This window comes from Microbulbifer salipaludis (assembly GCF_017303155.1).
Lineage (GTDB): Bacteria > Pseudomonadota > Gammaproteobacteria > Pseudomonadales > Cellvibrionaceae > Microbulbifer > Microbulbifer salipaludis.
In genome coordinates, this window is record NZ_JAEKJR010000002.1 from 1,847,147 (window position 1) to 1,861,767 (window position 14,621).

The 14,621-nt window shown below is 59.4% G+C and carries 10 protein-coding genes and 1 pseudogene; 6 read left to right on the plus strand and 5 right to left on the minus strand.

Translation table 11 applies throughout. The features are described from left to right. Positions 1-62 precede the first annotated feature (62 nt). Positions 63-230, plus strand: coding sequence for a DUF72 domain-containing protein (locus JF535_RS17020; RefSeq protein ID WP_422880017.1), 168 nt, complete (start codon positions 63-65; stop codon positions 228-230). Here JF535_RS17020 and JF535_RS13565 read toward each other — a convergent pair. Beyond that, a complete protein-coding gene (locus JF535_RS13565) occupies positions 218-1,327 on the minus strand; it encodes a MipA/OmpV family protein (RefSeq protein ID WP_207003042.1) in 1,110 nt (369 codons plus the stop codon). The genes JF535_RS17020 and JF535_RS13565 overlap by 13 nt on opposite strands. A 166-nt stretch (positions 1,328-1,493) precedes the next feature. After that, positions 1,494-3,734, minus strand: coding sequence for a catalase/peroxidase HPI (gene katG / locus JF535_RS13570; RefSeq protein WP_242523824.1), 2,241 nt, complete (start codon positions 3,732-3,734; stop codon positions 1,494-1,496). Between the two features lie 280 nt (positions 3,735-4,014). Between katG and JF535_RS13575 the strand changes: the two genes are divergently transcribed. From JF535_RS13575 to JF535_RS13585, 3 genes are read left to right on the plus strand one after another with little or no spacing between them, the layout of a single operon-like run. Further along, positions 4,015-5,139 (plus strand): efflux RND transporter periplasmic adaptor subunit, encoded by a 1,125-nt coding sequence (locus tag JF535_RS13575; protein WP_207003044.1) that lies wholly within the window; start codon positions 4,015-4,017, stop codon positions 5,137-5,139. After that, positions 5,139-8,306, plus strand: coding sequence for an efflux RND transporter permease subunit (locus JF535_RS13580; protein ID WP_207003045.1), 3,168 nt, complete (start codon positions 5,139-5,141; stop codon positions 8,304-8,306). Before JF535_RS13575 ends, JF535_RS13580 begins: the two co-directional genes overlap by 1 nt. Then, positions 8,303-8,908 (plus strand): exopolysaccharide biosynthesis protein, encoded by a 606-nt coding sequence (locus tag JF535_RS13585; RefSeq protein ID WP_242523825.1) that lies wholly within the window; start codon positions 8,303-8,305, stop codon positions 8,906-8,908. The genes JF535_RS13580 and JF535_RS13585 overlap by 4 nt, the downstream gene beginning before the upstream one ends. A gap of 27 nt (positions 8,909-8,935) precedes the next feature. Here the strand turns inward: JF535_RS13585 and JF535_RS13590 are convergent, their stop codons facing one another. The 3 genes and pseudogenes from JF535_RS13590 to rimK form a co-directional block, all read right to left on the minus strand. After that, positions 8,936-10,252 carry a mechanosensitive ion channel family protein gene (locus JF535_RS13590; RefSeq protein ID WP_207003046.1) on the minus strand — a complete coding sequence of 439 codons (1,317 nt, stop codon included), beginning with the start codon at positions 10,250-10,252 and terminating at the stop codon, positions 8,936-8,938. A gap of 202 nt (positions 10,253-10,454) precedes the next feature. Then, on the minus strand, positions 10,455-10,769 hold the full coding sequence (locus JF535_RS16795; RefSeq protein ID WP_242524011.1) for a cation:proton antiporter regulatory subunit: 315 nt from the start codon (positions 10,767-10,769) through the stop codon (positions 10,455-10,457). Next, positions 10,746-11,669 (minus strand): annotated as a pseudogene (rimK, locus tag JF535_RS13595) (30S ribosomal protein S6--L-glutamate ligase); the annotation flags it as partial. The pseudogene rimK and the gene JF535_RS16795, both read right to left, overlap by 24 nt. Before the next feature lie 408 nt (positions 11,670-12,077). On the opposite strand from rimK, the gene ahpC reads away from it, so the two are divergent. Both ahpC and ahpF read left to right on the plus strand, forming a co-directional pair. Beyond that, the gene (gene ahpC, locus JF535_RS13600; protein WP_207003048.1) at positions 12,078-12,644 is read left to right on the plus strand and encodes an alkyl hydroperoxide reductase subunit C; all 567 of its coding nucleotides are present in this window, start codon (positions 12,078-12,080) and stop codon (positions 12,642-12,644) included. 345 nt (positions 12,645-12,989) lie between these two features. Continuing rightward, the gene (gene ahpF, locus JF535_RS13605; RefSeq protein WP_242523826.1) at positions 12,990-14,609 is read left to right on the plus strand and encodes an alkyl hydroperoxide reductase subunit F; all 1,620 of its coding nucleotides are present in this window, start codon (positions 12,990-12,992) and stop codon (positions 14,607-14,609) included. The last annotated feature ends 12 nt before the right edge of the window (positions 14,610-14,621 follow it).

Genomic DNA, 14,621 nt, shown 5'->3' on the forward strand with positions numbered 1-14,621 from the left:
TCCTGTATCTGCCCTATTTCCTCGGTTGGCCAAAGTGGCAGCACCCGGCGGGCTACGCACCACTGGAACGCTACAGTCAGGTGCTGAACTGCGTCGAGGGCAATACCACGTTCTACGCCACCCCGACGCACGCGCAATGCGCTGCCGTTCAACGAAAAACAGCCCCGATTAGGAGCTGTTTTTGCACGCTGGAGCGCGGACGATCAGAGGGTGGTGATCAAAAGGTATAGGTAATCGCGGCAAAGCCCTTGAGTACGTAATCGTCATCAACGATCGGGCTGTCCGCGATATCATCCCCCAGGTACTCGGCGTTGATGTCGATCACCAGGCGCCAGTGCTCGGTAATCTCCAACATACCGCCAATGCCGCCTTCGAGGGTGACCGTGCTACCTACATCATAGGCGGGGCGACCGACGATAGCCGCCCACTGTGGTACACCAAAGTCGTAGTTGGCCAGGTCGCTACTCATCCAGTTTACGCCGAGAGACGGTCCCCAGCTGATATTTCCGTTCTGGAAGCCTTTTGACACGCGCAGGGCCGCGGTACCGCCACCAAAGCGATCGAGCACATCGTGCTGATAGCGGAAGTCCACATCGACCTGATTGGGGCCGTCATACACCAGCCCTACCCCAGCCATCAGGGTGTTGTCCCTATCCCCGAGTCCGACCAGAATCGGGCTGTCGTCCTCTTCATAGGCACCGATGCGATAGGTCGCATTGACCGCAACGCGGAGGGTGTCGCTGCCCCAGAGGCCATAGCGCAGGCTCGGGCCCACCCACTGCAGGCGCTCACCGAAATAGGTGATGGCCGGAATCACCTGCGCGACGGTGGCATCAGAACCAACATAGGGGCTGCTGCGAGCAATCACCCCCAGGCCAACACCCCATTGGCCGGACTCTCCCAGTACCTGATACAGCTCGACATCAATACTGCTCACCTCACCTTCGGCAAGGTAAAAGCTGGCACGCTGGAAACTGGGTGGCCCCTTGGGGCGATAGCCATTGGAGAGCGCAATGGGCTCTTTGGGAATACCGATGAACGTCCGGTCCAGCGCTTGGTTGTTATTTTGATCGGCGTATACCAGCAGCGCGATTGCGCCCGGGGCCACGCTATCCAAACGATAAACACCCTCCGGGTTTACCGGCATACGGAATTCTTTACGGGGGCTGCGGAAGTCACCAAAGGCATCGGGATTATCGTAAATCTGAAATACCAGGGTACCGTCGCTCGGTGGATTGGAAACACGCACCTGGAGATCGGCACTGCTGGCAGTTCCGACAAAACACAATGTGTAAATAAAACACAATCCGGCAATCAGTTTTTTCATGAGGGAGTTCACGTCCGATCGGAAATTCAAATAAGTCATACGCAACCGCAACCTCAACAGATCATCACCCCAAACACAACAACAGGCGGCCCATTGGCCGCCTGTGTCGAAACGGGTATCCCGTGGTCATCGTCGGTAATTATCGTAGGCAGATACACATCGGGACTTAGTCGAATCGATCCAGATTCATCACCTTCGACCACGCTGCCACGAAATCGTTGACGAATGCCTGATTGGCGTCCTCCGTGGCGTAGTACTCGGCAACCGCGCGCAACTCAGAATTTGAACCAAAAATCAGGTCCACCGGCGTCGCCGTCCACTTCACTTTCCCGGTCTTGCGGTCTTTGCCTTCGTAAACACCATCACCCGAAGACGACTTGGACCATTCGTTGTCCATGCTGAGCAGATTGACAAAAAAGTCATTGGTCAGTGTCCCTGGCTTATCGGTAAACACCCCGTGCTTTGAATTACCCGCATTCGCACCGAGGACCCGCATGCCGCCGAGCAGTACCGTCATTTCCGGCACGGTCAGGCTCAGCAGGTCCGCGCGGTCCACCAGCATGTCCGTCGGAGGCACAGAGTTCCCTTTGCCGTAATAATTGCGGAAACCATCCGCCATCGGCTCCAGCCAGCTAAACGACTCCACATCGGTCATTTCCGTCGTGGCATCGGTGCGCCCCGGCTTGAACGGAACATGAACGTTGTGCCCCGCCTTCTTTGCCGCCTCCGCAATCGCGGCATTGCCGGCGAGCACGATGGTATCGGCCAGTGACACCTGCTTACCACCGGACAGCGATTTATTGAAGGACTGCTGGATGGCTTCCAGTTTACCGAGCACCTTGCTCAGCTCCTGAGGATCATTCACCGGCCAGTCTTTCTGCGGCGCCAGCCGAATACGCGCACCATTCGCGCCACCACGCATATCCGAGCCACGGAAAGTGGAAGCCGAGGCCCACGCGGTGCGTACCAGTTGGGGTATCGTCAACCCGGAAGCCAGTATCTGCTCCTTGAGTTTGAGAATGTCACGCTCATCGATGGGCTGGTAATCCGCTTTGGGCAAAGGATCCTGCCAGAGCAGATCCTCTTTCGGCACTTCTGGGCCCAGGTAGCGCGCTTTCGGACCCAGATCGCGGTGTGTCAGCTTGAACCAGGCACGGGCGAAGGCGTCTTCCAGCTCTTGCGGGTTTTTGTGGAATCGCTCGGAGATCTTCCGGTAGGCAGGATCTTCCCTCAGGCTGAGATCCGTGGTGAGCATGATCGGCGGATGGCGCTTATCTTTCAGGTGCGCGTCCGGCACCATGTTGGCGGCATCCGGGTCTGTGGGGATCCACACTGTGCCGCCGCCCGGCGACTTGGTCTTTTTCCACTCGAACTTGAACAGGTTGTCCAGATAATTGTGGCTCCACTTCATCGGGGTAATTGTCCAGGCGCCCTCCAGGCCGCTGGTGCCGGTGTCTTCGGCATTGCCCTTGCCGCACTTGTTTTTCCAGCCAAACCCCTGCTGCTCAATCGAGGCCGCCGCGGGTTCTTTGCCGATACAGTCTGCCTTTACCGCACCGTGCACTTTACCAAATGCGTGACCACCGGCGATCAGCGCCACCGTTTCCTCGTCATTCATGGCCATGCGCCCGAATGAGAGTCGAATTCTCTCCGCCGCCGACTTCGGGTCCAGATTCCCGCCGGGACCCTCCGGGTTCACATATATCAAACCCATCGTCGTGGCGGCCAGATTGCGGTCTGCGAGCTTCTTGCCCTTGAAGCGCTTTTCGTGGTCCAGCATCTGGGTTTCGGGCCCCCAGTACACCAGCTCTGGTTCCCAATCATCGACACGGCCACCGGCGAAGCCAAACGTCTTGAAGCCCATGGATTCCAGCGCCACATTACCGGTCAGGATCATCAGGTCTGCCCAGGAGAGCGCATTGCCGTATTTCTGTTTTACCGGCCAGAGTAGCCGCCGGGCTTTATCCAGGTTGGCGTTATCCGGCCAACTGTTGAGCGGGTCAAAGCGCTGCTGACCACCGCCGGCACCGCCGCGACCATCGCCCACCCGGTAAGTACCCGCTGAGTGCCATGCCATACGGATCATCAGCGGGCCGTAGTGGCCGTAATCGGCAGGCCACCAGTCCTGGGAAGTGGTCAGCGTCTTCTCAATGTCTTTCTTGACCGCATTCAGGTCCAGACTATTGAACGCCTTGGCGTAATCAAAATCCTCCGCCAAAGGGCTGGAGGATGGTCCATGGTCGCGCAACGGCGAAAGATCCAGCTGATCCGGCCACCAGAAACTGTTGGGTTTGGGTTCGCCCGGTGCAGGTGCTTCCTGCGCCTGCGCCTGTAGAGAGATACTGGCGGACAGTGTCGCCACCGTCATTGCAATGGCCGTACACAGTGTTGTGGATTTTTTAAGCATGTCACTGCCTCCTGAGAAGTTGCTCGCGGTTCTGTTCTTACTATTGCTGGGTTTGAATATAGGCACTCGTACAAGGTCTATACCGGCAATTAAATCCATTGCACGCCAACCATGGGAGAATCCCTGGAAATTTCTCATAGCCCAGCATGGCCACCGGCACCATCGATAGGGCCGACCAATCGCACTTATTGGTTTTGCTGATTGTCCAGTGGCGACTACCGACAAAGCCTGACCTGAGGATTACTACACTAGCGAGAGCCATTTTTTTAATTTCCCACCTATGCAGTCAGTCAGTGCCCTGATAACCGCTCTGATTCTCGGCCTCAGTGCAGCTTCTGCCGTTTCGGCCGAAGACACGAAGAGCGCCACACCTATTGCCGTTGAGGCAGTGGTCGCGCGCACGCAGCCGTTGATTGAGGAAGTTCCCGTCACCGGCACCATTACGCCCCTGCGACAGGCCCTGCTGTCCGCGGAAGTCGCAGGGTTGATTCAGGACATTCATGCGGATACTGGCGACCGGGTAAAAAAAGGCGACCTGCTGGTGGTCCTCGATCCGGAGCTGGGCAGCATTCAGCGGGACGCGGCCGTGGCGGAAGCTGCCAGAGTGCGGGAGCTACTGGCCGATAGCCGACGCCGACTCGCGGAACTGCAGCAACTCATCGGCCAAAACCACGTGGCAGAAACCGAAGTGGAAAGCCTCGGTTCGGAAGTACGTGCGCGCAGCGCGCAGCTACAGGCGGCCCAGGTGGAAACCGAACGCCTCAGCGCCGTGCTGCGGCGGCATCAGGTAGCGGCCCCCTTTTCCGGCACCATCAGCCTGCGTGAAGTGGATGTGGGGGAATGGGTAGAGCCCGGCACTGGCCTGTTTGAGCTGGTGGATACGGACTCCCTGCGCGCCGACTTCCGGGTACCGCAACGCTATTTCTCCAGAATCCAGCCGAAAACCGGCATCCGGGTAACCCTCGACAGCGGCGAAACCTTCGATGCACAGGTGGAACACAAGGTCCCCGTGAGCCGCAGTGGCAGCCGCACGTTTCTGCTGCGCACCACTATCGACACCAGGCAGAAGAGCCTGGAACTCATTCCCGGCATGTCGGCCTCGGCGGTACTGCAGCTGAAAAGAGATCGGCAGGGAATCGCCGTGCCCAGGGATGCGGTACTGCGCTACCCCGATGGGCGCATCACTGTATGGGCGGCAGCGCCCGGCAGCCAGTGGGGTACAGTGACTGAGGTGAGCGAGCAGCCGGTGACCGTCGGGCTCAGCTTCAACGGGTGGATCGAAATCAAAACCGGCTTGCAGGCGGGGGCGCAGGTCATCGTGCGCGGTAACGAAAGCCTGCAGGCCGGGCAGCAGGTGCTGCTCAAGCGTGCGGCGACAGCGAAGCCGGACACTGGCGGCCCTTGATGTTTGAGCAGATCATCAAGCATGGAATTCTCGTCACGGTCACGGTGCTGATCATCGCCATTCTGGGCGTGGTGGCCGCGTTGCGTATTCCGGTGCAGATGATTCCCGACCTTGAAGTGCGCACCATTTCCATCCGCACCAGCTGGCCCGGCGCCACGCCGCAGGATATCGAAAAGGAAATCCTCATCGAGCAGGAAGAATACCTGCGCAATATTCCGTATTTACAGGAGCTGAAGTCCACCGCGGACCTTGGCTCCGCGTCCATCGAGCTGGAATTCCCGTTCGGCGTGGACATTCTCGAAACACAGATCCGCGTCAACAACGCCCTCACCCAGGTGCCCTCTTACCCGGAGAATGTGGATGAGCCCCGGGTCTACGCCACCTCCTTTTCCTCCAACGCCTTCATGTACTTCCGCGTGGCGCCCCTGCCCGGCAACCCGCGCGGGCTGGATATGGATATGCTGCGGGATTACGTGGAGGACAATGTGCGCCCGCGCATGTCCGGCGTACCCGGCGTGGCCCAGGTGGATGTGCGCGGCGGCGCAGAGCGACAGATTCAGATACGGCTCGATCCCAAGCGGCTGACCGAACGCAATCTCACCCTCACCGACGTGCGCACCGCCATCCGCGAACGCAACCGGGACATCTCCGGCGGCGAGGTGGAAAGCGGCAAACGCCGTTATCTGCTGCGCACCCTGGGGCGCTTCAAGGACCTGCAGGAACTGCGCGCGCTGGTCCTGCGCCGCGAGGGTGACAGTATCGTACGCCTGGGCGATGTGGCGGATATCCAGCTGGATCATTTCAAGATTCGCCGCCAAGCCTACGTCAACGGCCAGTCGGTGATCTTTCTGTCAGTACGGCGCGAGAGTGGCTCCAATGTCATCGACATCAAGCGCGCCATGCTGCGCGAGGTGGCGCAGATCAACCGGGAACAGCTGGAGCCACAGGGCATGCAGCTGGCGCTCACCGCGGATGATGTGGGCTATGTGGAAGCCTCGGTGTCCAATGTGTGGAAGAACCTGGCACTGGGCGCGCTCCTCGCCACCGCCATCATGTATGCCTTTCTGCGCTCGATACGCGCCACCGCTCTGGGTGTGGTGGGCATTCCCATCTGCACCATTGCCGCGTTTATCGGGCTGATGGTGGCCGGGCGCACCATCAATGTGATTTCCCTCGCCGGGGTCGCCTTCTCCATCGGCATGACCCTGGACAACAGCATTGTGGTGCTGGAGAGCATTGAACTGGAGCGCCGTCGCGGTCTGGATCGGCTGCAGGCTGCCATCCGTGGCGTACAGCGCGTGTGGCCGGCGGTACTGGCCTCCACGCTAACCACGGTGATGGTGTTCCTGCCGGTGGTGTTTATTGCGGAGGAAGCCGGGCAACTCTACTCGGATATCGCCATTGCCATTTCCGCATCCATTCTCGTTTCCATGCTGGTGGCGATTACGGTGATTCCCACCGCCAGCGCGCGGCTCCGGTTTGACGGCGCACGTGAGAAATCGAGGGCAGACAAGCTGGAGCACAGTCGACTGCGCCACAAGGTGATCGACGGCATAAGTTGGCTGATCTCCTCCAGCACCAGACGCCTTTACTGCATCGGACTGACCGTAGCCACCAGCCTCGCTATTGTTCTGCTGCTGACACCCCCGGCGGAGTACCTGCCCGAGGGCGAAGAGGCGAAGACCTTTGCCAGCATGAACGCGCCCCCCGGGTACAATCTGGCCACCATGCAGGAAATCGGCCTGGCACTACAGGAATATTTCCTGCCGTTTGTGGACATGGATGCGGAAGCCTTCGATAACGGCGAGGCTGAAGTGCCGGCAATGAAGTTCTTCATCCTCAGCGTGTCGCCCCAGCGCCTGCGGATCATCGCCGAAACCAAAGACCCGCGGCACATCGACGAACTGATGACCGCTATTGTGCGCAAGTACAAGCAGTACCCGGGCATGCGCGCCTTTGCCACCCGCGGTTCCATTATCAGCAGTAACGATGGCGGCACCCGCAGTGTGAACCTGGATATTTCCGGTGCCAACCTGGCGGACCTGTATCAGGTGGCCCGCACGGCCTATGATCGCGCCCGGGAAATTTTTGACGATCCCAATATCCAGACCCAGCCACCCAGCCTGTCACTGGCACAACCTTTGCTGCAGGTAACACCGCGATGGGAGCGGGCAGCGGAAGTAGGCATGAGTGCGGAAGATATCGGCTTTGCGGTGGCCACTCTGACCGACGGGGCCTTCGTCAATGAATTCTTTCTCGACGATGACAAGATCGACATCTACCTCTACAACCAGCAGGGACCTGAGGCCACCATCGAAACCCTGGAGCAGATCGTGGTCGCCACCCCCACCGGTGCGGTGCTGCCACTGTCAGAGCTGGCCACGATTGAGGAAACCGTCGACACCGCCACGGTGCGCCGTATCGATGGTCGCCGCACCGTGAGCCTGAATATCATTCCCCCCCGCTCCGTGGCACTGGAAACCGGTGTTGCCGCGGTACGCGAGGAACTGGTGCAGTACATGCGCGACAACGGCCAGGTACCGCTCGGTGTTTCCATGAATATTTCCGGTGCCGCCGACCAACTGGATGCCACCCGCGCGTCCCTCGGCAGCAATTATCTGGTGGCGCTGGCCATCATCTACCTGTTGATGGTGGCCATCTTCGCCCATTGGGGATACCCGCTACTGATCATGACCACCATTCCCCTGGGGATTGCAGGCGGAATTGCCGGGCTGGCGCTGCTGAATCTGGTGGGCGCGGTACTGCGCGGCTTGGGTTTTGAAGGCCTGCACCAACCCTTCGACATGATTTCCATGCTCGGCTTTCTGATCCTGATGGGCACGGTGGTCAACAACCCGATCCTGATCATTCATCGGGCCATCAGCAACGTGCGGGAGGACGGCCTGCAGGCGGTAGAAGCGGTTCAGGAAGCCGTGGACTCCCGCCTGCGTCCGATTGCGATCTCCACACTGACCACCATTTTCGGCCTGGCACCACTGGTGTTTCTGCCGGGTGCGGGCACCGAACTCTACCGGGGCGTAGGCGTCATCGTGATGGCGGGCATTATCGGCGCTACACTGGTAACCCTCACCATGCTGCCCTCCCTGACCGTGTTCGTGCTGGAGTGGCACCAGCGCCACACTCAGACACAAATCCATCATCCATGAAATCGCAGCCCCCGGAAATGCAGGAAGAAATCAGGAACCTGACACAACTGCTGTTTCAGCTGGAGCAAGGAACCCGTGCGCAGGATCGCGTGTCTCTCGCGCAGGTCCTTGAGGCACTGGGGCAGCGTTCTTTTGCCCCCTTGTTGCTGGTAGCCGGGCTCATCCTGTTTTCACCGCTGTCTGGTATCCCCGGCGTCCCCACGCTGATGGGGCTTCTGATACTGCTCACCTCGGTGCAGATGCTGATGCTGCGGCGCCACCTGTGGCTACCGCAATGGCTGTTGAGGAAATCCATCGCCGGCCCCCGCTTCCATCGGGCCCTGCAGTGGCTGCAACGCCCGGCCGCGTTCATCGACCGCTGGCTGCGACCCCGCCTGCCCGCACTGGTGCATCGCGTGGGGACTTACCTCACCGCGCTGCTGTGCACGGCGATCGCGGCGGCACTGCCGGTGATGGAGCTACTGCCCTTCTCAGCCACCATCGCCGGGCTGGCACTGACCGCATTCGGGCTGGCGCTGGTTGCTCAGGACGGACTGGTTGCGCTGCTCGCCCTGGCCGTGATGGGCTCTCTGGCCGGGGTGGCGATGCTGGCGTGGGTCTGAATAATGCCGGCGAGCAACCGGCAAGGATCAGGCGTCCACCGGAACCTGTTTTTCCGGCACACTGACAAGGCGCACATCGCGTTGCGGAAATGGAATTTCGATGCCGTGTTCCTGCAGGGTCTCGAGGATCATCAGCAACAGATCACCACCCACCCGGTTGCGCCCGTCATCGATGCCCTCCATCCAGAACTCCACAAACATATTCACCCCGTTATCACCGAAACTGTCGATTTCGCAGTCGGGGCGTTCTTCCAATGGCACCTCGGGGCCACTCAAGACTTTCGGGTGACTGGCCACGGTTTCCTTGATGATCTCCACCAGCTCGCGGACATTGGTGTTGTAGCCAACCCCGAAGTCCACACGGTAGCGCTGTTTCTTGTTTTTGTGCGTCCAGTTGATAAAGGAATTTGATACGAACTTTTCATTGGGCACCACGATGTCTTTACCATCGAAGGTTTCCAGCGTGGTCGAGCGCATATTGAGCTGTGTGACCAGCCCCTTCCGGCCATCCTCCATCTCGATATAGTCACCGACGGATACCGAGCGATCGAGAATGATGATGATCCCCGATATGAAATTCGAGGCGATTGTCTGCAGGCCGAAGCCGATACCCACACCAACCGCACCCCCAAACACGGCAAGTGCAGTGAGGTTGATGCCCATCAACTGCAGAATCAGCACCGCAATAATGACGAACAGGCCAATCTCAAACAGTTTGGCCACGACTTCACGGGTGCGGAAATCCAGGGTTTCCTGCTTGCGAATGATGGTCTGCCCGGTGGAATTAGAGACCCGGCCCAGCCAGAACAACAGCGAGCCAAAGATGGCGGTACGCACAATGCCATAGGCGGTCAGGCGAATATTCCCCACCTGTATGGCCATCGAGTCCAGCACCTGCACTACGTCATCCAGCACCCCCAGCACATAGAGGAACAGGATGGGCATCCCCACCCACAGAAACAGTTTCGCCACCGTGCGATTGCGGATCACCGTGCGCACGAACGAGCGGAAGAGCAGCACCAGCGCCACCGCCAGCGCAAACTGCACCAGCCAGTTACCGCCGCTGACCAGCGGTACAAACGCCGCCGCTATTTTCAGCAGTAATATCGCGAGCAGCGGAAACAGCAGCTTCCCACAGCGAAACAGCAACAGGCGTACAGGCTGGTTTTCCGGAGACGCCGGAGGGCCAGCCAACACCGGCAACAGTTTCAGAATGCGCTGAGACAGCACCCAGGCGAGAACATACACCAGCAGAATAATAACGGCCTGGCTAAACGCCTCCGGCGAAGTGAGTGCAGCCTGCCACTGCGACCAGGTGCTTGCTAAATCGAACTCGGTATCCATTGCTTAAATCCAGATAACTGTCTGTGGATCAGCCCCAGCAAGCCGCGCGATCGCGTCGGCTTCCATGGCGCTGGCCGGCACTCCGACTGTACTGGCAGAGTGAAACACAGCCGGCGCCGCCCGGACACCGAACCGTTGGCACAAACAGCCGACGCCCCTCAAATAGCGACTCCAGCCGACCTCTCCAGCCGACCCTAGTCGGCTACTCCAGCGCCTCGGCATCCGACGCGCTATAGGCATCCGCGGGCAGGTCCGCAACGTCTGGCTGACGGCGGCGACGAGTCTTGGCAGGCACCATGCCACGCATGGCTTCCAGCTTGCCAAAACACAGCAGTTTGTCGTTGGGTTCAAGCACTCGCTCGTGCTTGGGATTTGGAATAATCTTGGCGCCCCGGTACAGGGTAAGCACATTGATGTCGTGCTCATCCAGTTGCGTCTCGGCAATCGTCTTGCCCACAAACCTGGACCCTTCCGGTATATAGATTTCACTGACGCCGTAGCCCCGGCTGACCGTCAGCCGCTGGCGCACATCGATTTCGGGGAAATCCACCTGTGCAGCAATATACTCGATCACAGCGCCGGCCACATCGAGGCCGGTACAGGTTTCAATACCCTCGAGCCCCGGCGAGGAGTTCACTTCGAGAATTTGCGGGCCGGTACTGCTTTCCAGCATATCCACCCCCGCCACCTGCAACCCCATAATCTGGGTGGCACGCACGGCGGTGTCGATAAACTCCTGAGGCAAGTCCACGGGCTCCGCAATACCACCGCGGTGCACATTACTGCGGAATTCCTGCCCCTGCGCCACCCGGCGCATGGCCGCCACCACCCGATCGCCCACCACGAACGCACGGATATCCTTGCCCTTGCTCTCGGCAACGAACTTCTGGATCAGCACATTCTGTTTCTGCGCCTGCAGCAGCTCAATGATGGCTTCTGCCTGTTTTACGGTGTCGGCCAACAGGACGCCGATACCCTGGGTCCCTTCAATCAGTTTGATCACCACCGGCGCCCCGCCCACGCGCTCGATCGCGGGCAGCACGTCTTTTTTGTTGTGCACAAAGGTGGTCCGGGGAATGCCGATTTGATGCCGGCTGAGCAGTTGCAGGCTGCGCAACTTGTCGCGGGAGTTGTTGATGCCGTGGGCAGTATTCGCACAAAAGACATCCATCTCCTGAAACTGACGCACAACCGCCGTGCCGTAATAGGTGATGGAGGCGCCGATACGCGGCAGTACCGCATCGAAATCGGCAATTTGTTTTTGCCGATAGTAGAGGTCGGGAGCAGCCCGCTCCAGGTCAATGGCAAATTTGATGGTATCCAGCACGCTGACATCGTGACCGCGACTGACCGCAGCTTCCTTCAAACGACGAGTGCTGTAACAGTTGGGGCCTCGAGACAGTATGGCGAGCTTCATAATGTGTTCCTTGGCTGCATGACGAATAGCGTGGGGAATTTTTCCGACGAGCGCGGGTAGACCAGAGTTTTATTGATATTCAGGTTACCAAGTGGCAGATGCGCCAGCGGGACAATCGACGATTGCCCTACTTTATCATTTTTATCTGGCGGGGCTCGCCTTGCGTAAAAACACGCCTGACAAGGGTAGATCAATACCCGCCGAATACAAAAGCGCGCTGCCCGCTCTCCCTAATCCGGGCAGCGCGCAAAACTATCCATGAGACCCAGCTGATAGCCAAGGTCAATCACCGCCATATAAATCAATAATTTCAATTAAGGGCGACCCACCAATAGTATCTCCCCCGTACCCGATAACGCACGCCCTGCAGCCCAGGGCGCACATTCTCCAAAGAGACAAGGAAATACCATGGCTAACTACATCAACAGTGAAATCAAACCGTTCAACGCCAAGGCCTACCAGTCTGGTGACTTCTTCGACGTGTCCGACGCGGACCTGAAGGGCAAATGGTCCGTCGTCTTCTTCTACCCGGCAGACTTCACCTTCGTGTGCCCTACCGAGCTGGGCGACTTGGCGGACAACTACGCCGAATTCCAGAAGCTGGGCGTTGAGATCTACTCCGTGTCCACCGATACCCACTTCACCCACAAGGCGTGGCACGACACTTCGGAGACCATCGGCAAGATCCAGTTCCCGATGATCGGCGACCCCACCGGCACCATTACCCGCAACTTCGGTGTAATGATCGAGGAAGAAGGCATCGCCGATCGCGGTACCTTCGTGATCGACCCGGAAGGCCGCATCCAGATCGTTGAGATCAATGCCGGTGGTATCGGCCGCGACGCTCAGGACCTGCTGCGCAAGATCAAGGCCGCTCAGTACGTCGCCGCCCACCCGGGTGAAGTCTGCCCGGCCAAGTGGAAAGAGGGTGAAGAAACTCTGGCGCCCTCCCTGGACCTCGTCGGCAAGATCTAAGGAACTACTGAAAAACTACTGCGCGGGCGCCTGGCGGCGTCCGGCGGTGCCCGGAATGCTCATGTACTGTAAGTACACTCCGCTTCCTCCGCTCCGGCGGCCACCACCAGCCACCCGCTCGCTACGTTTTTCAACAGCCCCCACCTCGAAATTTACTGATTCGAAGTGATGAACTCGCCAGGAAGGTGCTGCTACCGGGTGCAACCTTGTGAGACCGTCTGCGGCCAGGACGGCCGCAGCCGAGCCCCCATGGATGGGTTTACGGCGTGTCTCACAAGGTTGCACCCGGTAGCAGCACCGCCACGACACTTAAAAAGAACCACCCAAGAATTTCAGGACACACCGATGTTGGACGCAAACGTAAAGAAACAACTGGACACCTATCTGCAGAATATCGTTACGCCGATCGAGATCAGTGTGTCCGTCGACAGCAGCCCCAAGGCTGCTGAACTGAACGACCTTGCCAGCGAAATCGCAAGCCTCTCCAGCAAGATCGATTTGAAGCAGGAAAACCGCAAACGCACCCCGAGCATGGCCATTGCGCCAGCCGGAGAGACACCGCGTGTGAGCTTCGCCGGTATCCCCATGGGCCACGAATTCACCTCCCTGGTGCTCGCCCTGCTGCAAGCCGGCGGCCACCCTTCCAAGGTGGACCCGGAGCTGCAGGAGCAGATTCGCACTATCCAGGGCGACTTCCACTTTGAAACCTATATCTCGCTGTCGTGCCAGAACTGTCCGGACGTAGTCCAGGCCCTGAACCTGATGGCGAAACTGAATCCCAATATCACCCACGAGATGATCGACGGCGCCCTGTTTCAGGACGAGGTCGACGAGCGCCAGATCATGGCGGTACCGGCGGTGTACCTGAACGGTGAGCATTTTGGCCAGGGCCGCATGGATCTGGAAGAAATCGTGGCCAGAATCGACACCGGTGCCGAGGCGCGCCAGGTGCAAGAGTTAAACGAGCGCGAACCTTACGACGTGCTGGTGTTGGGCGGTGGCCCCGCCGGCGCCGCCGCGGCGATTTACGCCGCGCGCAAGGGCATCCGCACCGGTCTTGTGGCCGAACGTTTTGGTGGCCAGGTGATGGATACCGTGGGTATCGAAAACTTTATTTCAGTCCCTTACACCGAGGGCCCGAAACTGTCCGCCAGCCTGGAGCAGCACGTGAAAGAGTACGGCGTCGACATCATTACCGGTCAGCGCGCAGCCCAGCTGAAGCGTGACCAGCTGATTGCGCTGGAACTGGAAAGCGGTGCCACCCTGGCGAGCAAATCCGTGATTCTCGCCACCGGCGCACGCTGGCGCGAGCTGGGAGTACCCGGCGAAGCCGAATACCGCAACAAGGGCGTAGCCTACTGTCCGCACTGCGACGGCCCCTTCTTCAAGGGCAAACATGTAGCCGTGATCGGCGGTGGTAACTCCGGTATCGAAGCCGCCATCGATCTGGCGGGGATCGTCAAGCACGTCACCGTGCTGGAGTTCGCCGACACCCTGCGCGCCGATGACGTGCTGGTACGCAAGGCGCGCTCTATGGCCAACATCGACATCATCACCAATGCACAGACCACCGAGGTGCTCGGCGATGGCAACAAGGTCAATGGCCTGCAGTACACCGACCGTGTCAGCGGCGAAAGCAAACAAGTGGAGCTGGCGGGCGTCTTTGTACAGATCGGCCTGGTGCCGAACACGGAATTCCTCAAGGACAGCGGCCTGGAAATGAACCGCATGGGCGAGATCGTGATCGACAGCCGCGGTGCCACCTCCATCCCCGGGGTGTTCGCCGCCGGCGATGCCACCACCGTGCCGTACAAGCAGATCGTGATCTCCATGGGTGCCGGTGCCACCGCCGCACTCGGCGCCTTCGACCACCTGATTCGCACTTCGGTCAGTGATGAACCGGCAGAGTCCGAGTCAGGTTCCGTGACGGATGCCGCATCAGAGCCCCTGTCGATGGCCAGCTGACCGCTGCATCAG

Coding starts and splice junctions, on each gene's coding strand:
- JF535_RS13565 (WP_207003042.1), bottom strand. CDS start 1,327: ATGAAAAAACTGATTGCCGGATTGTGTTTTATTTACACATTGTGTTTT.
- katG (WP_242523824.1), bottom strand. CDS start 3,734: ATGCTTAAAAAATCCACAACACTGTGTACGGCCATTGCAATGACGGTG.
- JF535_RS13575 (WP_207003044.1), top strand. CDS start 4,015: ATGCAGTCAGTCAGTGCCCTGATAACCGCTCTGATTCTCGGCCTCAGT.
- JF535_RS13580 (WP_207003045.1), top strand. CDS start 5,139: ATGTTTGAGCAGATCATCAAGCATGGAATTCTCGTCACGGTCACGGTG.
- JF535_RS13585 (WP_242523825.1), top strand. CDS start 8,303: ATGAAATCGCAGCCCCCGGAAATGCAGGAAGAAATCAGGAACCTGACA.
- JF535_RS13590 (WP_207003046.1), bottom strand. CDS start 10,252: ATGGATACCGAGTTCGATTTAGCAAGCACCTGGTCGCAGTGGCAGGCT.
- ahpC (WP_207003048.1), top strand. CDS start 12,078: ATGGCTAACTACATCAACAGTGAAATCAAACCGTTCAACGCCAAGGCC.
- ahpF (WP_242523826.1), top strand. CDS start 12,990: ATGTTGGACGCAAACGTAAAGAAACAACTGGACACCTATCTGCAGAAT.